20 protein-coding genes, 1 tRNA gene and 1 pseudogene are annotated in these 21,265 nt (G+C 72.4%); 6 read left to right on the top strand and 16 right to left on the bottom strand.

What is annotated here, in order from left to right:
* Positions 1-25 precede the first annotated feature (25 nt).
* From efeB to ACZ46W_RS15960, 6 genes are all read right to left on the bottom strand, one after another.
* Positions 26-1,270 (bottom strand): iron uptake transporter deferrochelatase/peroxidase subunit, encoded by a 1,245-nt coding sequence (gene efeB / locus ACZ46W_RS15985; RefSeq protein WP_468338757.1) that lies wholly within the window; start codon positions 1,268-1,270, stop codon positions 26-28.
* Entirely contained in the window at positions 1,267-3,174 is a 1,908-nt protein-coding gene (locus tag ACZ46W_RS15980) for a copper resistance CopC/CopD family protein (protein ID WP_468337410.1), read from the bottom strand. The genes efeB and ACZ46W_RS15980 overlap by 4 nt, the downstream gene beginning before the upstream one ends.
* A gap of 22 nt (positions 3,175-3,196) precedes the next feature.
* On the bottom strand, positions 3,197-3,607 hold the full coding sequence (locus ACZ46W_RS15975; RefSeq protein ID WP_468338755.1) for a copper chaperone PCu(A)C: 411 nt from the start codon (positions 3,605-3,607) through the stop codon (positions 3,197-3,199).
* 53 nt (positions 3,608-3,660) lie between these two features.
* Complete coding sequence (locus ACZ46W_RS15970; RefSeq protein ID WP_468337407.1) at positions 3,661-4,356, bottom strand: SCO family protein; 696 nt, start codon at positions 4,354-4,356, stop codon at positions 3,661-3,663.
* A gap of 30 nt (positions 4,357-4,386) precedes the next feature.
* A complete protein-coding gene (locus ACZ46W_RS15965; protein ID WP_468337404.1) occupies positions 4,387-5,109 on the bottom strand; it encodes a YcnI family copper-binding membrane protein in 723 nt (240 codons plus the stop codon).
* A gap of 93 nt (positions 5,110-5,202) precedes the next feature.
* On the bottom strand, positions 5,203-5,991 hold the full coding sequence (locus ACZ46W_RS15960) for a hypothetical protein (protein WP_468337401.1): 789 nt from the start codon (positions 5,989-5,991) through the stop codon (positions 5,203-5,205).
* Between the two features lie 214 nt (positions 5,992-6,205).
* Between ACZ46W_RS15960 and ACZ46W_RS15955 the strand changes: the two genes are divergently transcribed.
* Positions 6,206-6,658, top strand: a complete 453-nt coding sequence (locus ACZ46W_RS15955) for an ATP-binding protein (RefSeq protein WP_468337398.1) — start codon at positions 6,206-6,208, stop codon at positions 6,656-6,658.
* A gap of 62 nt (positions 6,659-6,720) precedes the next feature.
* Here the strand turns inward: ACZ46W_RS15955 and ACZ46W_RS15950 are convergent, their stop codons facing one another.
* Both ACZ46W_RS15950 and ACZ46W_RS15945 read right to left on the bottom strand, forming a co-directional pair.
* Positions 6,721-8,184, bottom strand: a complete 1,464-nt coding sequence (locus ACZ46W_RS15950; protein WP_468337395.1) for an aminopeptidase P family protein — start codon at positions 8,182-8,184, stop codon at positions 6,721-6,723.
* Positions 8,185-8,343: 159 nt separating this feature from the next.
* Positions 8,344-9,852: a PP2C family protein-serine/threonine phosphatase gene (locus ACZ46W_RS15945; protein WP_468338753.1), complete on the bottom strand. Its 1,509-nt coding sequence runs from the start codon at positions 9,850-9,852 to the stop codon at positions 8,344-8,346.
* A gap of 544 nt (positions 9,853-10,396) precedes the next feature.
* Between ACZ46W_RS15945 and ACZ46W_RS15940 the strand changes: the two genes are divergently transcribed.
* Both ACZ46W_RS15940 and ACZ46W_RS15935 read left to right on the top strand, forming a co-directional pair.
* On the top strand, positions 10,397-11,080 hold the full coding sequence (locus tag ACZ46W_RS15940; protein WP_468337392.1) for a bifunctional DNA primase/polymerase: 684 nt from the start codon (positions 10,397-10,399) through the stop codon (positions 11,078-11,080).
* A 169-nt stretch (positions 11,081-11,249) separates the two neighbouring features.
* The gene (locus ACZ46W_RS15935) at positions 11,250-11,783 is read left to right on the top strand and encodes a hypothetical protein (RefSeq protein WP_468337389.1); all 534 of its coding nucleotides are present in this window, start codon (positions 11,250-11,252) and stop codon (positions 11,781-11,783) included.
* Positions 11,784-12,004: 221 nt separating this feature from the next.
* On the opposite strand, the gene ACZ46W_RS15930 is transcribed toward ACZ46W_RS15935, so the two are convergent.
* The 3 genes from ACZ46W_RS15930 to ACZ46W_RS15920 form a co-directional block, all read right to left on the bottom strand.
* Positions 12,005-12,973: a DUF5926 family protein gene (locus tag ACZ46W_RS15930; RefSeq protein WP_468337386.1), complete on the bottom strand. Its 969-nt coding sequence runs from the start codon at positions 12,971-12,973 to the stop codon at positions 12,005-12,007.
* 289 nt (positions 12,974-13,262) lie between these two features.
* Positions 13,263-13,883 carry an ATP-binding protein gene (locus ACZ46W_RS15925; RefSeq protein ID WP_468337383.1) on the bottom strand — a complete coding sequence of 207 codons (621 nt, stop codon included), beginning with the start codon at positions 13,881-13,883 and terminating at the stop codon, positions 13,263-13,265.
* Between the two features lie 53 nt (positions 13,884-13,936).
* Positions 13,937-14,737 (bottom strand): glycerophosphodiester phosphodiesterase, encoded by an 801-nt coding sequence (locus tag ACZ46W_RS15920; RefSeq protein WP_468337379.1) that lies wholly within the window; start codon positions 14,735-14,737, stop codon positions 13,937-13,939.
* Between the two features lie 177 nt (positions 14,738-14,914).
* Between ACZ46W_RS15920 and ACZ46W_RS15915 the strand changes: the two genes are divergently transcribed.
* The 3 genes from ACZ46W_RS15915 (at position 14,915) to ACZ46W_RS15905 (ending at position 16,842) form a co-directional block, all read left to right on the top strand.
* Positions 14,915-16,384, top strand: coding sequence for a S1C family serine protease (locus ACZ46W_RS15915; RefSeq protein ID WP_468337376.1), 1,470 nt, complete (start codon positions 14,915-14,917; stop codon positions 16,382-16,384).
* A gap of 79 nt (positions 16,385-16,463) precedes the next feature.
* Positions 16,464-16,688, top strand: coding sequence for a hypothetical protein (locus ACZ46W_RS15910; protein WP_468337373.1), 225 nt, complete (start codon positions 16,464-16,466; stop codon positions 16,686-16,688).
* A 69-nt stretch (positions 16,689-16,757) separates the two neighbouring features.
* Positions 16,758-16,842, top strand: a tRNA-Ser gene (locus ACZ46W_RS15905).
* Positions 16,843-16,988: 146 nt separating this feature from the next.
* On the opposite strand, the gene ACZ46W_RS15900 is transcribed toward ACZ46W_RS15905, so the two are convergent.
* The 5 genes and pseudogenes from ACZ46W_RS15900 to ACZ46W_RS15880 form a co-directional block, all read right to left on the bottom strand.
* Positions 16,989-18,374 (bottom strand): tyrosine-type recombinase/integrase, encoded by a 1,386-nt coding sequence (locus ACZ46W_RS15900; protein ID WP_468337370.1) that lies wholly within the window; start codon positions 18,372-18,374, stop codon positions 16,989-16,991.
* A 57-nt stretch (positions 18,375-18,431) separates the two neighbouring features.
* Entirely contained in the window at positions 18,432-18,620 is a 189-nt protein-coding gene (locus ACZ46W_RS15895; RefSeq protein ID WP_468337367.1) for a helix-turn-helix transcriptional regulator, read from the bottom strand.
* A 188-nt stretch (positions 18,621-18,808) separates the two neighbouring features.
* Positions 18,809-20,005 carry a DUF3631 domain-containing protein gene (locus ACZ46W_RS15890; RefSeq protein ID WP_468337364.1) on the bottom strand — a complete coding sequence of 399 codons (1,197 nt, stop codon included), beginning with the start codon at positions 20,003-20,005 and terminating at the stop codon, positions 18,809-18,811.
* Entirely contained in the window at positions 20,002-20,343 is a 342-nt protein-coding gene (locus ACZ46W_RS15885; protein ID WP_468337361.1) for a hypothetical protein, read from the bottom strand. The genes ACZ46W_RS15890 and ACZ46W_RS15885 overlap by 4 nt, the downstream gene beginning before the upstream one ends.
* Positions 20,340-21,173, bottom strand: a pseudogene (locus ACZ46W_RS15880) (bifunctional DNA primase/polymerase); the annotation flags it as partial. The gene ACZ46W_RS15885 and the pseudogene ACZ46W_RS15880, both read right to left, overlap by 4 nt.
* Positions 21,174-21,265: the final 92 nt, after the last annotated feature.

Raw genomic sequence — 21,265 nt, 5'->3', positions numbered from 1 at the left:
GCGCCGGAAGTCCCCGCGGAGCCGATCACGCCTCCAGCAGCCGCTGCCCCACGTACTCGCCCTCCCCCGGCCCGCCCGGCACGGCGAACAGGCCGCTCGCCTCGTGCCGGATGAACGGCGACAGCGCGTCCCCCCGGTCCAGCTTCCGCTGCACGGGTACGAAGCCCTTCAGGGGGTCGGCCTGCCAGGCGATGAACAGCAGCCCCGCGTCGGGCGTCCCGTCCGGTCCGATGCCGTCGTGGAAGGAGAACGGGCGCCGCAGCATCGCCGCACCGCCGTTCTGCTCCGGCGCCGAGATCCGCGCGTGCGCGTTGTCGGGGATGACCGGCCGGCCGTCCGCCCCCGTCCGGTCCAGGTCGAGCTCGGTCGTCTCGCTCCCGCCCGTCAGCGGGGCGCCGTCCGATTTCCGGCGGCCGATCACCCGCTCCTGCTGCTTCAGCGGCAGCCGCTCCCAGTCGTCCAGCAGCATCCGGATGCGCCGGACGACCGCGTACGAACCGCCCGCCATCCACGGCTGCCGCCCGCCCGCCGCGACGAAGATCCGCTCCTGGAAGTCCGGCTCCGACGGCTTCGGGTTGCCCGTGCCGTCGACCTGGCCCATCAGGTTGCGGGCGGTCATCGGGTGCGCGGTGGCACCCGGCGAGCGGTTGAAGCCGTTCATCTGCCAGCGCACCTTCGCGGCCGCGCCCGCCTCCTTCTGGATCGCGCGCAGCGCGTGGAAGGCGACCAGCGAGTCATCGGCGCCGATCTGCACCCACAGGTCGCCGTTCGACCGCTTCGGGTCGAGCCGGTCGGACGAGAAGGCGGGCAGCGGGTCCAGTTCCACCGGCCGCCGCGCCACCAGGCCCGTCCGGTCGAAGAAGGACGCGCCGAAGCCGAAGGTGACCGTCAGCGAACACGGCCCCGCGTCCAGCGCCACGCCACTGTCCCCGTCGCCCACCGGCTTGCCCGCCATCAGCAGTTCGGCCGCCGCCGACCAGCGGCGCATCAGCGCGACGGCCTCCTTGCGGCCCGTGCCCGGCGCCAGGTCGAAGGCGACCAGATGGCCGCGGGCCTGCAACGGCTGGAGGATGCCCGCCTGGTGGGCGCCCCGGAACGGCACGGCCGTCGAGCCGACCGTCGCCAGCGCCGTGCCGGCCTCCGGAACGGACGCGCCGGCGTACGTGGCGGCGCCCCCGGCCGCGCCCAGCACCAGCCCGGTCGCGCCGGCCGCGCCGACGGTGCCGAGCAGTTTGCGCCTGGAGATCTGAAGGTCGTCGTTCACGGTCAGCCGATCTTCACGTTCTTGTCGATGGTCGTCTGGTCGATGTCGGAGGTCCGGACGGTCACCCGCAGCTTCCACTCGCCCGGCATCGGGATCTGCACGGCGGCCGATGTCCAGTGCCCGGCGGAGACCCGGTCCGGCACGACGGGCAGCGGCCCGATCTGCTTCGACTCCAGGGTGAAGGACACCTTCAGCTCGGGTACGTCCAGGGGCCGCCCGTCCGCGCCCGTCACGTACACGTGCATGGCGTTCCCGCCGGAGCGGCCCGGGTCGAGGGTGAGCCGTACCGTTCCCTTGCCGTTCACGGCGCCGCCGGTGTCGAACGGCAGCCTCAGGTCGAGCGGCCGGTCGGGTACGGCGGGCGTGGACGACGACGCCTGCGTACGGCTCGCCTCCTCCTCCGTCCGGCCGGGCTCGGTCGTCGTCAGTACGGTCGTCACGGCGAGCAGCACCACGGCGACGGCCGCCTCGGCCAGCACCGACCGCCGCAGACCGGCCCGCCCCGGGTCGGCGTCGCGGGCGCGCTTGGCCCGGGCGGTGGCGAGGGCGGCCCGCTGCCGGGCGAGCTGGGCGGCGCGCTCCGGGTCATCCGGCACGGTGACCGGCTCGTCGGCGCCCTCGGCCCCGTCCTCCTCCTCGTCGCCCTCCCCGTCCTGCTCCGTCACGACGGTGGCCGTCTCCGCCAACTGCCGCGTCCACCGGCGCGAGATCCACGCCACGCCCACCAGCACGGCGACGAGCCCCACCTTGAGCACCAGCAGCCGCCCGTACGCCGTGCCGGTCAGCGCCGACCAGGAGCCGACCTGCCGCCACGACTGGTAGATCCCGGTCGCGGCCAGCACGACCACGGAGCCGAACGCCACCCGCGAGAACCGCCGTACCGCCGTGCCCTCGATCGTCGGCTCCCGGTGGAGCGCGACCAGCAGGGCGGCCAGCCCGCCCAGCCAGGCGGCCATCGCCAGCAGGTGCAGGATGTCGACGGGCATCGCGACGAGCGGCTGGAGCCCGGCCGAGGCGTGCTCGGACAGCGCCCACGTACCGGCGATCCCGGCCGCGACCACCGTCCCGCCGATCGCGAGCCCGAAGGTCAGGTCCTTCTTCTCGCCCTCGTCCTCCCGCCTGGTATAGGCGCCGAAGAGCACCGCCACGAACAGGGCCGCCGCGCCGAGCAGCAGCATCCGCGAGACCAGCGCGGCACCGGTCTTGGTCTCCAGGACCTCGCCGAGCGAGTCGAGCCCGAACGGCAGTCCGGTGTACGGCCCGCGCAGCAGCAACAGCGCCAGCGTGGCCGCCGTCAGCGCCACCCAGCCGCGCACGACCAGCCGTTGCAGCGGCCGTACGGTCGCCCCGCGCGGCCAGCAGGCCAGCACGAACGCGGCGCCGCCCAGCAGCAGGACGAAACCGCCGTACGAGACGTACCGCGCGATCCCGTACAACACCCCGACGACTCCGCCGCCCGCCTCCTCCTTCGGCAGCGCGACCGTCGTCTGCGACGGGGCGCCGATGGAGAAGGTGAACGCGCCGGAGATGGGGTGGCTGTCGGCCGAGACGGCCCGCCAGGCGACGGTGTACGTGCCGTTCGGCAGCCCGGCGTGCAGGTGCACGCCGTACTTGACGACCGATCCGGCGCACAGGTCGCGCAGCTCGCCGGTGTCGGCGCGTTTGCCGCTCGGTTCCAGGACTCGGATCGAGTCGTCCCCCATGGCGACCTGCTCGGAGAAGGTGAGCGTGACGCTCTTGGGGGCGGTGGCGACCACCGCCCCGTCCCTCGGGTCGCTGCCGGTCAGGGCGGCGTGCGCGCTCGCCGTGCCGGAGAGCACGGTGCCGAGCAGCGCCGCGGTGAACACCGCGGTGACCAGCAGCAGCCGGAGGACATGGGCGGTGCCGAAGCGCGGGGCGGTGGCCGTCATGGTGTGTCAGTCCCCCAAGTGCCTAGTGCGCGGCCGGATTGTGGGTCGCCGCTTCCACCGGCAGGTCGACCTTGATCGGGTCCGACTTCTCGAAGTGCAGTTCCACCTCGACCTTGTCGCCCTGCTTCGGCTGCTTCTTGATGGCCATGAACATGATGTGGCTGCCGCCGCGTTCGAGCTTCAGCTCACCGCCCGCGGGGATGTCGAAGGACGACACCTGCCGCATCTTCTGGTCCTTCGTCTCGTGTATCTGGACGTCGTCGGAGAGCGGGCTCGTGACCGAGGTGAGCTTGTCCGCCGTGTCGCCCGAGTTGGTGACGGTCAGGAAACCGCCCGCCATGTTGCCGACGGGCTGCGGCATGAAGGCCCCGCCCACCTTCAGCTCGGGCCGGCCGCCGGCGGAGCCGTCGGAGGAACACCCGCCGAGCGCCATGGCTCCGGCGAGGGCCGTGGCGGCGGCGAGGGCGGTCAGGGTGGTGCGGCGGGTCACGGGTTCTCCCCCTTGATGATCTTCGGCAGGCTCTTCTCGTACTCCTCGGCGGTGGTGTCGTCGCCGAAGATGACGTAGCCCTGGTCGGTCCTGGGCGAGAAGGCGATCACCTGCGCGCCGTGCATGGAGACGACCGAGCCGTCCTTCTCCTTCTTCGGCGGGTCGATGCCGATGCCGATCTGGCGTGCGCCCGCCTGGATGGTCGGGAAGTCGCCGGTGAGGCCGGTGAAGGACGGATCGCCCGCGCCGGGCAGCCACTTGGCGAGCTCGGCGGAGGTGTCCCGCTCGGGGTCGGTCGTGACGAACACGACCTGGAGCTTGTCCTGGTCCGCCTTGGGGAGCTTCTTGCGGGCCAGGGCGATGTTGCTCATCGTCAGGGGGCAGACGTCCGGGCAGTGCGTGTAGCCGAAGTAGATCAGCGTCGGCTTGCCCTTGGTGCGCTCACGGAGGTCGTACTTCTGGCCCTTGGTGTCGGTCAGGACGAGATTGGGCTTCTCGAAGGGCCGGTCGAGCACGGTCGCGGCCTTGTCGGGCGACGCCTCGACGGACACGCCGGCGGCGGAGCCGCCGGACGTGCCGGTGCCGCCGTCGCCGCACGCCGACAGGGCGAGCGCCGAGGCGGCGACGAGCGCGGCCGCGAGGACGGGGGTACGCCGGGCCCGCGGCCGGGCCTTGGTCTTCTCGATGTGCATGGGGTTTCTCTCTGGTGATTGCGGGGGGCGTCAGGCCGAGCGGCGGCGGCCGGCCAGGACGCCGAAGGCGACACCGGCGGCGCCGACCAGGATGCCGACGACGCCGAGGACGCGGGCGGTGGTGTCGGTGGAGTCCGCGGCGGCGGCCTTGCCCTCCGTACCGTGCGCCTTGTCGTCGGCCTTGGCGGCGGTGCCGCCACCGTGGTGGTCGTCCTTCGCGGCGGACAGCGTCAGGACGGGCGCGGGGGTCTCCGGCTCCGGGGCGCCGTCCTTCGGTTCCTCGATCCAGCGCACGACTTCCTTGTTGTCGTACGTCTGGAGGGCCTTGAAGACGAGCTTGTCGGCGTTCTCCGGGAGCTGCCCGAGGGAGACGGGGAACTGCTGGAACTGCCCGGGTCCGATCTTCGAACCGGCCGCCGTCCAGGTGATCTTGGAGGGCGCCTCGGTGATCTTCTTGCCGTGCACCTCAAGGGGCTTGGCGAGCTTGGCCTTGTCGACGGTGACGGTCCAGCCCGGGACGGGCTGCGGCATGACGGAGGCCATCGGGGCGTCGGCGGGAAGGGCCACTTCGAGCTTCACGGTCGAGGCGTTGTCGCGCTCGTTGGGGACCTTGAAGTTCACCGTGGCGTACCCGCCCTTGGCGGCCTCACCCTGCGGCTGCACGCTCACGTGCGCGAAGGCGGTCCCGGAGAGCAGGACGAGGGAGGAGACGGCGACGCCGGAGGCGAGGGCGATACGGGAAGAAACGTTCATGACAGAACACACTCCACAGGGGTAAGCGGTCGAACGCGCGGGTGCACGGATGCACGGGCGCACCACGGCGCCACTCCCGTCGAGTGGGCCGTGTCAGGCTGCGAGGGCGTAGAGCGATACGGCCGGGGGGCCGCGCCTGATCACCGTGTGCTGGAGTGCGTCCGCCGTGGCGGGCCGCGGAGGGTCGTCGTCGGTACGCGGCGGACGCGGCCCGCCCGCGGGCAGCGCGGGAAGCCCGGACACCAGGGCGCGTACGAGGACGAGGGCGGCGCGCAGGGAACGTACGAGCGCCCCTTCGGCGAGCTCGGTGGCGCCGTGGGCCGACAGCCGGCCCAGTTGCAGCAGCGCCAGGTCGCCGCGCCGCAGCAGCCACCCGGTCGCGAGGGCGGCCAGCAGGTGGCCGAGGACCATGGGGAGGCTGGGCCACAGCCCGGCGGCGGGCTCCACCACGTGTCCGGCATGCCCGGCGTGCGAGGCGGCGTCGGCCGGGTCCAGCCCGGCCCGCGTGACGATCCGGTGGGCGTCGGCGGGGCTCAGCGAGGCGGCGCCCGCCCCGCACACCAGTTTGGCGGCCATCCGGATCAACGCGTCGTCCGCCCGGTCGCCGATGCCCACGGTGAGCTGCTGCCGCTGCCCGAGCCCGAACAGCGCGTGCAGCGTGAGCTGGCCACCGGCCAGGGCCGTGGCGATCACCGGAAGCGAGCGTTCGCGGCCGGCGAACGGCACGGTCACCGTGAAGACACAGAGGAAGCCCAGGGCCAGCGTCCACCACGGGACGGTCTCGCAGGCGGCGAGCACGTGCCCCAGCCCGGACAGCACGAGGCAGACCGCGGTGAACACCGCGGCCCTCAGCAGCCGTGGACCAGCGGAAGGGGCAGACATGGCCGGGCCATCATCGCACTGCGCCCGTCCCCGCCACACGGCAGGTCCGGAAGGTCACTGTTTCGCCGGGGGAGTCCGACAGGCCCCGACATACACCGGCGTACGGGCTACGCATATCCGCCGAACGGGGGCTGCCGCGTCAACGTGGCGCTTACGACCGACAAGTGGGGGCAATACGTATCGGTATGTCGAGCCGCAGCCAGGAGGCTGGAGCATGAGCATCTGGTGGTCTCTCCATTTGCGGCGCGAGGCTGCGAGCGTTCCGCTCGCCCGTCGCCTCCTTCTCGGCACCATGGAGACCGCGGGGGTGGATCCGGAGATCTCCTACGACCTGTCGCTCGCCCTCACCGAGGCGTGCGCCAACGCCGTGGAGCACGGCGGGCGGACGGGCACCGGGGACGTCTCGGCGGAGTACCGGGTCACCGCGTACCTGGACGGCGAGAAGTGCCGTATCGAAGTGGCGGACTCGGGCCCGGGGTTCCCCGCCGAGCCCGCCCCGACGGTCCGCCGGACCGCCCTGGAGGCCGAGAACGGACGGGGCCTGCGCCTCATCGAAGAGCTGGCCGATCACGTCCACTTCGGCAACAGATCCGGGCGTGGCGGCGCGGTGGTGAGCTTCGACAAGATCGTCAAGTGGCGTACGGACGCGCCGCTCGTGGCGTCGTGACGCCACGTGGAAAAGCCCCCGGCCGGCGTACCGGCCAGGGGCTTTCGTGAAGCCGCGGCGGGTCAGCCCCTCAGGGCCGCCATCCAGGCCTCGACCTCGTCCGACCGGCGCGGCAGCCCGGCCGACAGGTTCCGGTTGCCGTCCTCGGTGACCAGGATGTCGTCCTCGATCCGGACGCCGATGCCCCGGTACTCCTCCGGCACGGTCAGGTCGTCCGCCTGGAAGTACAGGCCCGGCTCGACGGTCAGGCACATGCCCGGCTCCAGGACGCCGTCCACGTACGCCTCGGTCCGCGCGGCCGCGCAGTCGTGGACGTCCATGCCCAGCATGTGACCGGTGCCGTGCAGGGTCCAGCGGCGCTGGAGGCCCAGCTCCAGGACCTTCTCCACGTCCATGTCCCCGAGCAGGCCCCACGAGACGAGCCGCTCGGCCAGCACGCGCTGCGCGGCGTCGTGGAAGTCGCGGAACCTCGCGCCCGGCTTCACCGCCGCGATGCCCGCCTCCTGGGCGTCGTACACGGCGTCGTAGATCTTGCGCTGGATGTCGTCGAAGCGGCCGTTGATCGGCAGCGTCCGGGTCACGTCGGCCGTGTACAGCGCCGTCGTCTCCACGCCCGCGTCCAGCAGCAGCAGCTCACCCGCGCGCACCGGGCCGTCGTTGCGCACCCAGTGCAGGGTCGTGGCGTGCGGTCCGGCGGCGCAGATCGAGCCGTAGCCGATGTCGTTGCCCTCGACCCGGGCGCGCAGGAAGAAGGTGCCCTCGATGTACCGCTCGCTGGTCGCCTCCGCCTTGTCCAGGACGCGTACGACGTCCTCGAAGCCGCGCGCGGTCGACTCGCACGCCCGCTCCAGCTCGGCGATCTCGAACGCGTCCTTCACCAGGCGCGCCTCCGAGAGGTACACCCGCAGCTCCTCGTCGCGCTCGGCGGTGACCTTGTCGGTCAGGGCCGCCTCGATGCCCGCGTCGTGCCCGCGCACGTTGCGCACCGGCCCGGTGGCCTCGCTCAACTGCTTCGGCAGCTCGCGCACGTCCTTGGCCGGGATGCCGAGCACTTGCTCCGCCTCGGCCAGCGAGTGCCGCCGGCCCACCCACAGCTCGCCCTGGCCGTCCAGCCAGAACTCGCCGTTCTCCCGGTTGGAGCGGGGCAGCAGGTAGATCGTCTCGTCGTGGCCGCCGCTCTTCCTCGGCTCCAGCACCAGGACGCTGTCGTGGGTGTGGTCGCCGGTGAGGTAGGCGTACTCCGTCGACGGCCGGAAGGCGTACTCCGTGTCGTTGGCGCGGGTCTTCAGGTTGCCCGACGGGATCACGAGCCGCTCGCCGGGGAAGCGCGCGGACAGCGCGGCGCGGCGGGCGGCGGTGTGGGCGGCCTGGGCGATGGGCTCCAGGCCGTGCAGCTCGGTGTCGGCCCAGCCGGACTTCATGTTCTCCGCGAGCTCGTCGGACACGCCCGGGTACAGGCCGTTCTTGCGCTGCTTGATCGGCTCGTCGGTCTCTTCCGGGGTCTCCGGCGTGAGCTCTTCGGCCACGGGTCCGCCTCCTGTTGGTACGACACTCGAACGGTCCCGGCCCTCGACCACCGCCGAGCACGGGACGCCCACCATCGTACGGTCGTACGGAAGGCCGACCCAGGGTCTTACGTCACTCCCAGGTCGCCCTCACGCCGCCCGGAACCGCCACCGCGGCCGTCACTCGAAACGGGCGGCCAGCATCACCACGTCCTCGTCACCGGAGCCGTCCTCCGGCAGCACCGACCGCAGCACGTGGTCGGCGATCGCGCCCGGGTCGGACCGGTCCGCCCGGGGGACGGTCGTGGCGGCCGCGTGCAGCCGCGCGAAGGCCCGGTCCATGGAGTCCCCGGTCCGCCGCAGCAGTCCGTCCGTATACAGGAGCACCGTCTCACCGGGCTCCGGGGCGATCTCCACGCTCGGCGCCTCCCAGCAGGCGAGCATCCCCAGGGGCGCCGACAGCGACGTCTCGACGTACTCGGTGCGCCGCTCGCCGACGATCAGCGGCGGGGTGTGCCCCGCCCCGGCCAGCACGACCTTGCGGCGCGCCGGCTCCGCGTACGCGAAGAGCGCGGTGGCGGACCGGGCGGGCTCGGTCAGCCGCAGCAGCAGCTCCAGGTCGGACAGGACGGCGACCGGGTCCTCGCCCTCCATCACGGCGTACGCCCGCAGCGAGGCCCGCAGCCGGCCCATCGCGGCCAGCGCGCTCGGCCCCGACCCGGACACCGACCCGACCGCCATGCCGAGCGCGCCCTCCGGCAGGGGCAGGGCGTCGTACCAGTCGCCACCGCCGCGCGGCCCGGCGCGGTGCCGGGCGGCGAGCTGGACGCCCGTGACGCGCGGCAGCCGGCTCGGCAGCAGCTCCTCGGTGATGGTGGCCAGCCTCGCCCGGCCCCGCTCCAGTTCCAGCAGGCGGGCCAGGTGCTCGGAGGCGTACCGCCCGTAGAGGCCGACGAGGTGGCGCCGCCCCTCGGCCGGTTCGGCGGGCTCGTCGTACAGCCAGACGGCGGCGCCCAGCCGGCCGGCCGCGTCGGTGGCGAGCGGCACGGCGTAGCTGGCGGCGTAGCCGAGGCGGGCGGCGACCTCGCGGTGGCGCGGGTCGAGGCCCTCGTCGGCGAAGAGGTCGGGGACGGCGACGGGACCGCCGGGCTTCGGACCGGACCGGTGTTCGTCCGGGGCGTCGTCCAGGATGCGGCCGTAGGAGGTGGCGCTGCGCGGCACGGTCTCGATGGTGCCGAGGTCGGCGTGGGCGAGGCCCAGACCGATGGTGGTGGTGGGGCCGAGGCCGTCGGCCGGTTCGAGGACGGCCATGCCGCGGCGGGCGCCGACGAGCGCGGCGCCGGCGCGCAGCAGTTCGTGGAGGGCGTCGTCGAGGGTGCCCGTACGGGTGAGTCGTTCGGTGAGTTCGTGCAGCGTGGTGAGGTCGGAGACCCAGCCCGCCAGCTTGTCCTGGATCATCGCACCGGGTGCGACGGGAGGGGCCGGAAGGCCGGGGAGAGGCGCCGCAGTGTGCGCTGGCGCCGGGACGGTTGGATCGATTCCAGCCACTTTCGGCACGTGAGGGGCGCTCATGGCAGCCGGCTCTTCGACGGGTGCGTTTCGCTGGATAGCATCGCAAACCCCCATGTCAATCTGCGCCGCTGTCACTGCATCCACATGTACACGCAGAAGTGAGGGGATGTCCAGCATTGTCACGGGAGGGCGCGCGGTATTTACCGCAGCCGTAACTTGGCTCAAAAATGCCCCCCATGGGCAGGATTTGCGGTCGACTGAGCCCCGTTCGAAAAGGGGCACCTCCCGGAGACGGCGTCGGCCGACGCGGTCCGAGGGGGCGTCGTTCCGAGCGGGCTGGGTACGTAAACGGTGACGGCCAGGGGCAGTTGGGGCGAGCCCGGAACCCCGCGGGGAACCCGGGCGTCCTTAGCCCCGGAAGGCCGCACCCCATCCCCGAGTGGCGGGGAAAGAGAACAGCGGTACCAGCGGGACAGCCAGTGCGCGCCATGGGCGCGCCACCCCTCGCCACGCGTTTAATGGACGGACAGCCGGCCCGGGCTGCGGCCCGGCACACGCTCGGCGGCCCCGGGCGGTGCTGCCTGCCGCAGGCGAAGAGCGGCCGGCCCCACGCCGGCACCGGCACGGGGCGGTGACGCGCCGGCCCGAACGCACAGTGAAGTGACGCACACCTGTTGTGATGTGGATGACCTCGGCGTTCAACGGAAAGGAACGAGCGCTCATGCGCGAGATCCTCGGAAGGCGACGCGGGCTCCGGTTCCGGCGCAAGAGGAGGCCCGTCCACCTGGACGCGGCGCTCCTGTGCGCCACCGAGTGGCGCTGGCCCGTACTCCCCGGCGTGGGACTCGAGCCGGCCGGGGGCCGCGGCGACCGGGAGCGCGGCTGTGCCTGTCCCGACCCCGACTGCGTCGTACCCGGCGCCCACCCCTTCGACCCCGGCCTGCTGGCGGCCACCACCGACGAGCGCATGGTGCGCTGGTGGTGGGCCAACCGCCCCGACGCCCCGGTCGTGCTCGCCACCGGGGGCCGCGCGCCGTGCGCGGTGAGCCTGCCCGCCATCGCGGGGGCGCGGGCACTGTCGGCACTCGACCGGATGGAGATGCGGCTCGGCCCGGTGGTCGCGACGCCCACCCGCTGGTCGCTGCTGGTCGCCCCGTACACCCTCGAACAGCTCGGCGAACTGCTGTACGTCAAGGACTGCGTGCCCAGTTCCCTGCGCTTCCACGGGGAGGGCGGCTATCTGGTGCTGCCGCCGTCGGACACCGGGACGGGCCAGGTGCGCTGGGAGCGCGCGCCCCTCGCCGGGTCGGCGTCGCCGTGGCTGCCGGACGTGGAGGCGGTCGTGGACGCGTTGGTCGAGGCGAGCACGAGCGCGCCGGACGGCGGCAGCCGCCTGCGGTACTGACGCCCTGCACCGGCTCGCGGCCCCGCTGGTACTCGTACGTCACTCGTACGGGTGTGAGCGGGGCCGAGTTGTACGGGAATTGGGCGCACGCCCTCCGGGCCGGGCGCGTTCCGTCGATATCGTCGCCCCACCGTCAAGAAATCCCGGGCATCTGGCAGGTGGGGTCCCCATGAATCTCCGCGTGATCGGGCTCGGGGCCGTCGTGGTGGCCACCACGCTGCTGCCGCTGGCCGCCTCCGCCGGACCGGCCGGAAGCCCAGGCGCTCCCGCCGCGCCGGCGCGGTCGGCACTTCTGGCCGGAATCGATGCCCCGGCCGCTCCTCCGGCCACGGCCCCGTCCTCCTCCCCCTCCCATGAGGCGAACCTGTCGAGCTGCGGGCCGGAGGTGGCGTCGCCGGAGGGGCTGGACGCGCAGACGTGCGTGATGACCGAGGGGACCGACACGTGGGCGCGGGCCTACTATCGCAATGCGTCGGGCGAGCCGATCAGCGTCGCACTCACCTTGATGGCCCCGGGCGAGCGCACCGTACAGACGCATTGCGAGGCGCGCGCGGACGACGAGCCGGGTGTTTGTGAGACGCCCAGGGAACCGTCGCGCGGGAAGCCTGCCGAATACTCGGCGGTGGCGGAGTTCGCGGAGAGCGAGGGCGAGAGGCTGTTGCTGAGAGCCGGGAGCAACTCGGCCGATCCGGCGGGCAGTTGAGGCCGGAGGCGGAAGATCCCCTTCCGGGGAAAATGAAGGGCCCGGTCGCTGGCGACGGGGGATGCACCAGCGACCGGGCTCCAAGCACCGTAACAAGAGATCGGCTGTTCGCAAATTCGATCTCAGTTATTCGGACAGGGATTTACCGACGGGTACCGACCGTTGTGGCGGACGTCACCGAACGGTCCGGATGTGTATCGGTTGCGTTTCTGATAAAGGGCTCAGCTCAGGGTGACCTGGCGGTTGGTGAGCCCGCCGCGGGCCCTCCGCTCCTCCGCCGTCAGCGGCGCGTCGGCGGCGAGCGCGCCCGCGAGCCGCTCGGCGAACTCGGCGGCCGGCTGCTCGCACTCCTTGGCACCCATCCCGGTCGGCAGGTCCCACACCGGGACCATCAGGCCGTGCGCCCGGAACGAGCCGACCAGCCGGGTGCCCTCGCCGAGCGACGACGCCCCGGCGGCGTGCAGCCGGGCCAGCGCGTCGAGGAGCTGCTCCTCCGGGTGCGGCATGACCCAGCGCAGGTGGTTCTTCTCGGGCGTCTCGCACCAGTACGCGGCGTCCACGCCGGACAGCTTGACGGTCGGGATCGCGGCGGCGTTGGCCCGCTCCAGGGAGGCGGCCACCTCCGGCGCCGCGCTCTGCTCGGAGTCCGGCACCCAGAACTCGAAGCCCGAGTGGACGACCGGCTCGAAAGCGACGTCCGTGTCCAGCAGGTCCTGGAGGCGCGGCCCGTCCGCCGGCACCCGCTGGGCACCCACCGGCGTACCCGGCTGCGCGGTCAGCGCGCGCTGGAGGGTGTCGGCGAGGTCCCGGCTGAGGTCGCCGGAGGAGGTGTCGTTCTGGAGCGCGAGCAGGACGGAGCCGTCGTCGCGGCGCAGCGCGGGCCACGCCATGGGCAGGACGGTCGCGAGCGTCACGGAGGGCACGCCCTCGGGCAGCCCGCCCTTCAGCGCCAGCGCGGCGGTCGCGGCGGGGACCAGCTCGCGCAGGGCCACCCAGTCGCACTCGCCGGGCAGCCCCTCGAAGGGCCGCTGGACCAGCTCGGTCACCGCGTGCGCGGCGGCCCGGCCGTGGCAGGCCTTGTAGCGGCGGCCCGAGCCGCAGGGGCAGGGCTCGCGGGCCCCGACGACCGGGATCTCTCCGGTGGTTGCCTGGGGCTTCCCGGCCTTGGTCTGGGGACGCTTCTTGCCCATGGTCTGACTTCTCCCGTAACGGCAGTGCGGCAGTGCTGTGTCGGCCGCGAGCCTAGCCGCCCGAAGCCCCTGCCCGGGCCACCCGCATGCCGGGACGGTGCGGTGGGTGTGCGCGATGCGGCGCCGCGCCCCGCCCGGAGCCGGGGAGCGCGCCCAGACGGCCACCGCGCCCGTCGCCGGAGCCGGGAAGCGCGCCCGGACGGCCGCCGGGGTGCCCCGAGCGGCACCGCGCCCGTACCCTCGCCGGCGTCCACCCGTGGGCGGCGCCGTGGTCACCCCACGCGGCGGGTCAGTCGACGTCCTCGTACGCGTCGTACGTCCCGTACACGTCCAGGAAGTCGAAGCCCGGAGCGGTGACGCGCGTAGCGAAGTCGTCGCGCCGGTGGCCCCCCGTGAGGACCACCCAGACCGTCACCTCACCGGACGCGCTGTCGCGTACGCCCCAGTCCTGGGCGAGCGCGCTGATGATGTTCAGCCCCCGGCCGCCACGTGCGGTGACCGAAGGCGTGGCCGGAACCGGACGGGTCGGACCACCCCCGTCCGTCACCTCGACGGTCAGGGCGCCGTGCTTGTCGACGCGCCAGGCGGCGCGGATGTCACCGTCGCCGACCTCCACCCCACGGCCCAGCGGCCGGCCGTGCCGGCAGGAATTGCTGAGCAGTTCGGAAAGGACCAGTACGGCATCGTCGACGACCGATTCGGCCATACCGCTGCGGCGGAGCTGCTCCCGCATGCGGTGCCTCGCCTCACCCACGCCCGCAGGGCCATGGGGTACGGCCATGCTCGACGACGTGGGCACCTCCTGTGCCACCACCAACGCCACCCCCGAGACCTCCTTTGCCCCACGCCACGGTGTGAATGCCCCAATGGACTGGACCGGAAACCGGCCAATCGATGTGTGGTGACGCACTCGACACGGACGGCCACGGAGCGAACGCGCCGGAGCACTCCGTGTAACGGGTGTTAAAGGCGGCCCAGTTGGGACAGGACCTGTTTGGGGCGGTTGGTGATGATTGCCTCCACTCCGAGGCGGGCGCACAGCTCGACGTCCTCCGGCTCGTTCACCGTCCAGACATGGACACGGTGCCCGGCCCGGTGGAGGCGGGCGATGTAGGCGGGGTTGTTGCGGACGATCCGGATGGACGGCCCGGCGATCCGGGACCCGGCGGGCAGCCGTCCGTCGCGCACGCGCGGGGTGACGAACTGCATCAGGTACACGGTCGGGACGGCGGGCGCGGCGGCGGCGACCCGGTGCAGCGAACGGGCGGAGAAGCTCATGACCCGTACGGGCGTGGTGGTGCCGGTCCGCGGCCGGGTCAGCCCGTACCGGTCGAGCAGCTCCACGAGCCGTGCCTCCACCTGGCCGGCCCAGCGGGTGGGGTGCTTGGTCTCGATGGCCAGCTCGATGCGCCGCCCGGCGTCGGCCACGAGCGCGAGCAGCCGTTCCAGGGTGAGTACGGAGGTGTACTCGGGGTCGCCCCAGTCGGGGCTCTCGCTCGCGTCCCTCCAGGCGCCGAAGTCGAGCTGGGCCAGATCGGCCAGCTCCAGCGCGGAGACGGCGCCGCGCCCGTTGGAGGTGCGGTTGACGCGGCGGTCGTGGACGCAGACGAGGTGGCCGTCGGCGGTGAGCCGTACGTCGCATTCGAGGGCGTCGGCGCCGTCCTCGATCGCCTTCATGTACGCGGCCAGGGTGTGCTCGGGCGCGTCCTCGGAAGCGCCTCGGTGGGCGACGACCTGGATGGTGTGCTGGCGTGCGTGGGTCACCGCGACATGGTGCCACCGCTGTTCGGCCCTCATCGACAGGCGTCTGATTTGTCGGAAATAAAGGATGGCCCGAAGACGCACAGGTCCGGCTTACAGTGGCCTGACGGCCTGTGGGAAAAGCTGACTGTCAGCACCCCTGATGACGTGGAACGACGTGGAACCCGAGGAGAACGAGCTGTGAGCACTGAGAACGAGGGCAACGCGGTCCCGTCCGCCCCCTCCGCCCCGTCCACACCTCCTGTGCCGCCCTCTTCGTCCGCGCCGGCGGAGGACGCCCACGCATCGGCGGCACACCCGGCCCCCGAACCGCCCCGGACGCCCCCCGCCGCACCGCCGCCGGCACCTCCCGCCACGCCCCCGGCCACCCCCCAGGCCGCGCCGCCTGCCGCCGGGCCCGCCGTGCCGCCTGCTGCCGGGCCCGCCGGGCCCGCCTCGGGGGCCGCCGGGGGGTGGCCGCCCCCGCCGGCGGCTCCGGCGTGGGGCGCACCCGTCCCACCGGCCGGTGAGCCGCTGCGCAAACGTTCCGGCGGTGGTCTGGTCGCCGCCGTCCTGGCCGCCGCGCTCATCGCGGGCGGCGTCGGTGGCGGCATCGGCTACTGGGCGGCCGAGCGCAACGACGGCTCGACCAGCTCGACGACCGTCGCGGCGGGCGAGGCGCCGGCCGGCTTCAAGCGGGAGCCGGGCACGATCGCCGCCGTGGCGAACAAGGCCCTGCCGAGCGTCGTCACCATCGAGGCCAAGTCGGGCGGCTCGGCGGGCGAGGGCGGCACGGGCACCGGGTTCGTGTACGACAAGGAAGGCCACATCCTCACCAACAACCACGTGGTGGAGTCCGCGGCGGAGGGCGGCACCCTCTCCGCGACCTTCTCCAACGGCAAGAAGTACGACGCCGAGGTCATCGGCCGCGCCCAGGGCTATGACGTCGCCGTACTGAAGCTCAAGAACGCCCCGTCCGGCCTCGCCCCGCTCCCGCTGGGCGACTCGGACCGGGTGGCGGTCGGCGACTCGACGATCGCGATCGGCGCGCCGTTCGGGCTGTCCAACACCGTCACCACCGGCATCATCAGCGCCAAGAACCGCCCGGTCGCCTCCGGTGACGGCAGCGGCGCCGGCCGGAACTCGTACATGAGCGCCCTCCAGACCGACGCCTCGATCAACCCGGGCAACTCCGGTGGCCCGCTCCTCGACGCGCGCGGCGCGGTGATCGGCATCAACTCCGCCATCCAGTCGGCCGGCAGCGGTGGCCTCGGCCAGTCGCAGGCGGGCTCCATCGGCCTCGGCTTCGCCATCCCGATCAACCAGGCCAAGGGCGTCGCCGACCAACTGATCAGGACGGGCCAGCCGGTCTACCCGGTGATCGGCGCCACGGTGAACATGACCGAGGAGGGCGAAGGCGCCCGCATTGCCGACCAGGGCGAGGGCGGCACCCCGGCTGTCGTCCCGAACGGCCCCGCCGCCAAGGCGGGCCTCAAGCCCGGCGACGTGATCACCAAGTTCGGCGACCGGACGATCGACAGCGGCCCGACCCTGATCAGCGAGATCTGGACCCACAAGCCCGGCGACAAGGTCACGCTCACCTACGAGCGGGGCGGCAAGGAATCAAAGGCCGAGGTCACCCTGGGCCAGCGCAAGGGCGACAGCAACTGACCCGCGGCTGGCGCGCACGACGTCACCCGTACCCGCCTTCCGGCGTGCCCGGAGCCGGGTACGGGCCCACAGTGGGTCCATGACCGCCAACCCGCCGCCCGTCACCGTCTCCCCGCCGAACCCCTCCGGCGGCCGCACCGTACACGCCGACGGCAAGACCCTGGGCCTCGCCCACAGCGTCGCCGACCTCGTCGACCTCCTCAGCGGCGCCGGCCTGGAACTGGGCCCGGACGAAGTGGCCACGACCCACCTCATCCACTGGCAGGGCGGCGGCCCCGCGGTCTGGGCCGAGTCACCCCCCTGACACCCCCACCCGCCACCCTCCCCCAGCCGGTAGTCTGTAGCCGCCCCACTCCAGGCGACACGGGGCAAGGGTGGGTTGCCCGAGCGGCCTAAGGGAACGGTCTTGAAAACCGTCGTGGCGCGAGTCACCGTGGGTTCAAATCCCACACCCACCGCTTGCAGGTCAGAGAATTAGCAGGTCAGAGGGCGGGCCCCGGAGTCGGGCGCCCGCCCTCTGTGCTCACCCTGTCTCACCCTGAGTCGGCTGTATCCCGGTGCTGACCAGTACGTATGGGCCATCTGTGGGCCAGGACCTCGGATCTCATCCGCCGCTCAGACCCTTCTCGATCAGCTCGTTCGCGCGGGACTGCTGACCCTTCAAGATCTTGGCGTAGAAGCGGAAGAGCACAGTGAGGCTGTGCCCGGCCCGCTGCGCCACTTCCATCGGGTCCACACCGGAGTTGATCCACAGGGAGACCCCAGCATGGCGGAGGGAGTACGGCACATCCGCGAGGGGCGTCTTGGCCTCCTTCGCAGACAGAGCCTTGAGCCGGGCCGCGTCCCACAGCTCGCAGTACTCCGTTGACCGCACCCGTCCCCCCATCGCCGCACGGAACAGTCGGCCGTCGTCGGCCACCCCGTACTTCTCCTTGTGCTCCCGGAGCATCGCGGTGAGTACGGGTGGGATGGGCACAGACCTGGTGGCCGTCCGGGCCCGGCGCTTCAGGCCGCGCTGCTCGAACGACTGTCCGTCGTCCGTCCACCCCGAGCCGACTTCCGGGCGGCTCCCGGCGAGGATCAGCTCACCCCATCCGGCTTCGGGCAGGGTGCAGTCCTCGTCCCGAAGAGCGGCGATCTCCGACGGGCGCATAGCGGCGTAGTAAAGGCAGCCGAAGAAGGCGGCCATGTGCTCACCGCGCGCCCCGGACTGCCGCACAGCGTCGATAAGAGCAGCGGCCTGGTCCGGGTTCGGCACGTACCGGAAGTCGACCTCGTCGTCCTTGTCGGGAGCGGTCCAGTCGACGCGCCCGAGGGGGTTGGCCGTGAGGGTGCCGCGCTCCACGGCGTACCGCAGCGCGTTGCTCAGCACCATGCGCTTGCGGTTCACCGTGTTGTCCGCCGCCGGCTTCCCGTCGAGCCGCTTGGACAGGGCATCCAGAGCCCGCCGCAGTCGTTCCGACGTGCCGACCTCGGTCATCTTGACCGTGTTTTCGGCGACCCATGCGAGGGCCGCCGCAATGTCCTCGGGCGGGGCTTCGACCTCGTGGCGCGGGCTCAGGGACCCGTCGTCGCCCTGAGCGGCCCGGAACGCCCACCCGTACAGCGCCTTCCGCAGCACTCCGTCGTCCGGGGCACCGCGCGAGGTGGACACGAATGCCGGCGTCACGGTGGCGAACGTCTCGGCAATGCTCGCGCGGTGCTTGGCCGCTGCCTTCGGCCACTTCATCAGCACGTAGGCGGTGGCGTGCTCGAACCAGGTCGGGGTGGTCAGCGCCTCGAATTCCGAGACAGGGAGGCCGGTCTGCTCGTCGAACTGCTCGCGGTTGCGCAGCGCGGCCAGCAGCTCCGAACGGCGCCCGTCTGCCTGGGGCTTGAGCTTGAAGCTTCGGGAGTGTGCGCGCTCGCCGACCCGCCACCGCAGCTCGAACGGCTTCGGTCGTCCCTTGCGCTGCCGGATGGACCAGATGTCTACGTCGTACGTGAGCATGTCTCTCCAAGGGGGAGAGGGCCCGCTGCGCAGCGGGCCCTCTCGGTGGTGGGCGGATCAGGCGGCGGCTTCCTCACAGCCGGATAGCCAGGCGTCCAGGTCCGAACGGCGGACGCGAAGCTGGCCGTTGGGGAGCTTGATCACACGCGGGCCCTGAGCGCGGGCGCGCATCCGGTAGAAGGCGGCTCGGCTCATGCCGAGTTCGGCCAGGACTTCGGGGAGCTTGAGCATCTGCGGGCGAGCCATAACGGTGCACTCCTCGGTGATGTGGCTCAGGGCCGTCTGGCCCCTTCCTGTCAGGTCCGCTACCTCCGCTACCTCCGCTACCGCCCTGGTCAGGGGCATGATCGAGGTAGCGGGTAGGGGTAGCGGTAGCGGATGCAGCCGCTACCGGCCCGACCCTTCGCGGGTGCGGGACCGGTAGCGGGTAGCGCTCAGGTAGCGGACGGGAAGAGCCCTTCCGCTACCGCTTCCGGCTCGCTGACCTGCGGGGTAGCGGAGGTAGCGGAGGTAGCGGCCCTGGAGGGGGGTGGGGGGCAGTACCGCTGCCACGCGTCGTGGAGATCGGCGGCGTAGTAGCCCTTCAGGACGGCCCCGGCGGTCTTGATGTTGCGGGCCCTGATGGGTGTGTTGTCGCTGGTCATGTACTCAGCCAGCATCTTGGCCAGGGTGCGGGAATCCAGCGGCCGGCCGCTCATGTCCGCCCACGGTGCTTCGTCCAGCGCGCACAGCCGGTCCAGGACCGCGACGGTCGGCAGGCGGTCGATACCGCCCAGGACGTGGTCGCGCAGATCAGTGAGCAGCCGGATACCGAGACTGCCCTTGTCGTCCGCTCGGGCGGCGTTGACCAGCTCCACGCACGCGGTGCGGGCGCGCTCGGGCCAGTTGCCCCCGGCGGCGTCCGCGACGGCGAGCAGGGGTTCCCACACATCGGCCGGGCGGTCGGTGACGCCTTCGGGCATCTCAGGCCACCGGCCCGCGATGTCTTCGCGGACCTGGTCGGCCCACTGGGCGAGCCGGTCCCGCAGGGCGTTGCCCTCCGCCTCATGCAGCCGGGCCCGGAACGGCTCCACCTTCTCGTTCCTGGCCCGGCGGCGCATGCGGATGATGATCGAGCGGGTGGTGATCGTGTCGGGGAGGTAGCCGAGTCCGGCGACCGCGACAGCGGTGTAGGAGGGGAACTCCACCACGGTCTGGTTCCCGCCGTCGCCGATGCACCGGTAGGTGACCCCGGAGCGGCGGTGGCCGGCGTTGAGGAAGCCGCGCAGTTCCTCGTTGTCCCCGGCCTTGGGGCCGAAGACGGTGTCGATCTCGTCGAAGAGGATCGTGGGCCGTCCGGCCGGGTCGGAGACGGACCGGAACAGCGCGGCGGCCCGGGCGTTCACCGCCAGCATCGGACGCGGTACCAGGGTCTCGACCACCTCCAGGGCCCGCGACTTGCCCGACCCCGGTTCGGGGGACAGGAACGCCAGGCGCGGGGTGGAGTCGAACGCGTCCAGCAGGTGCGCGTGGGCGTCCCACAGGGCGACGGCCACGTAGGCCGCTTCCCGGGGGAAGACGTTGAACCGGCGGTGGAAGCGCTCGACCTCATCGAGCAGGGCGGCGCCGTCGATGTGCTGCTGGTTGCTCATGCGGCGTTCCTCCTTTCCGTGGTGGTCAGGTGCGGGCATTCGCCGACGCGGACCCGTCCGGCCAGTGCAGTCACGACGGTGCGGCCCCGGGCGCGTTCGTGGTGTCCGCACGCGCACAGCCAGTCGGCGACGGGCAGGCCCTTGGTGCTGATGTGCAGACCGGGGCGGATGCCGCTGACGGTGGTCTGGCGCGGGTCAGGGAGAAGAACAGAAGGGACGCCTTCGGCGGCGCCCTTTCGGCCGCCCACGGCCGCCAGGAGTCCGGCCGGTTCGGCGGTGTGCGGCTGGTCACTGGCCTTGGTGAGGCTTTTCAGGCGGGGGCGGCCCGGGGTGGTCACGCTGCCTCCCGGGGCCGGCAGGTGCGGATGGACCAGTTCAGGGCGCTTCGGAGGGTGGAGCGGCACTCGTACGGCTTGAGTCCGGCCGCCTCCCCCGCTGCCTGAAAAGCCTGCTCAACCTCATGGCGGGGGATGTCGCCCCACGCGACGAACCGGCCCATGGCGCGGGCGGCCCGGAACAACTCCGCCTCACGCCTGCCTTCGTGGGCTGAGGCGATGGCCGACGCCTCGCGTTCAAGGACGACTTGAGCACGGCGGCTGGCGCATCCCAGGCGCGCGAGGCAAACGGGTTGTGCGGGGCGCTGCACGGGCCTCAGAGCGTCCAGCAGCCATCCGGGGGCTTGAGCTACCGGAGCCGGGTCAATCACCTCGTACGGGCCCGTGGGGGTGATGCTGCCCGGTGCGACCACGTATCCGCCCCAGGCTCGGGTGTCGACCAGCGGCGCGAGCGTGCCGGCCGTGTTCGTCAGCCGGATGCCGGGCGGGGCGGTGAAGTACAGGTGACGACCGCCGCTCGCGGTCCGGACGGTGCGGGTGGTAGGGACGGCCTGCCCGGTGCGCTCGCAGAGCGCCTCAAAGGTCGTCACGCCGTTAGGCGTGTCCGCACTGCTCTTGTCCTTGGGCATGTCCAGGTCGACGACCAGCAGTCCACTGGGGCCGGTGGCGATGCCGACGTTGAACGGCCGGTCGCTCCAGGCTCGGTGGATGCGGTCGGGGTCGGTCGTGGCGCGCTGCTCCCACTTGCTGTGGCCGCCGGCGCACTGTCCGGTGCGGGGGCAGCGTTCCTCGCTGTGCAGGGCGGGGCGCTTGCTACCGGGGCGGAGGGGAAAACCGTCGTGGCGCGAGTCACCGTGGGTTCAAATCCCACACCCACCGCTTGCAGGTCAGAGAATTAGCAGGTCAGAGGGCGGGCCCCGGAGTC

This window comes from Streptomyces sp. NPDC031064 (assembly GCF_055570965.1).
This window is presented reverse-complemented; position numbering and strand designations above follow the sequence as displayed.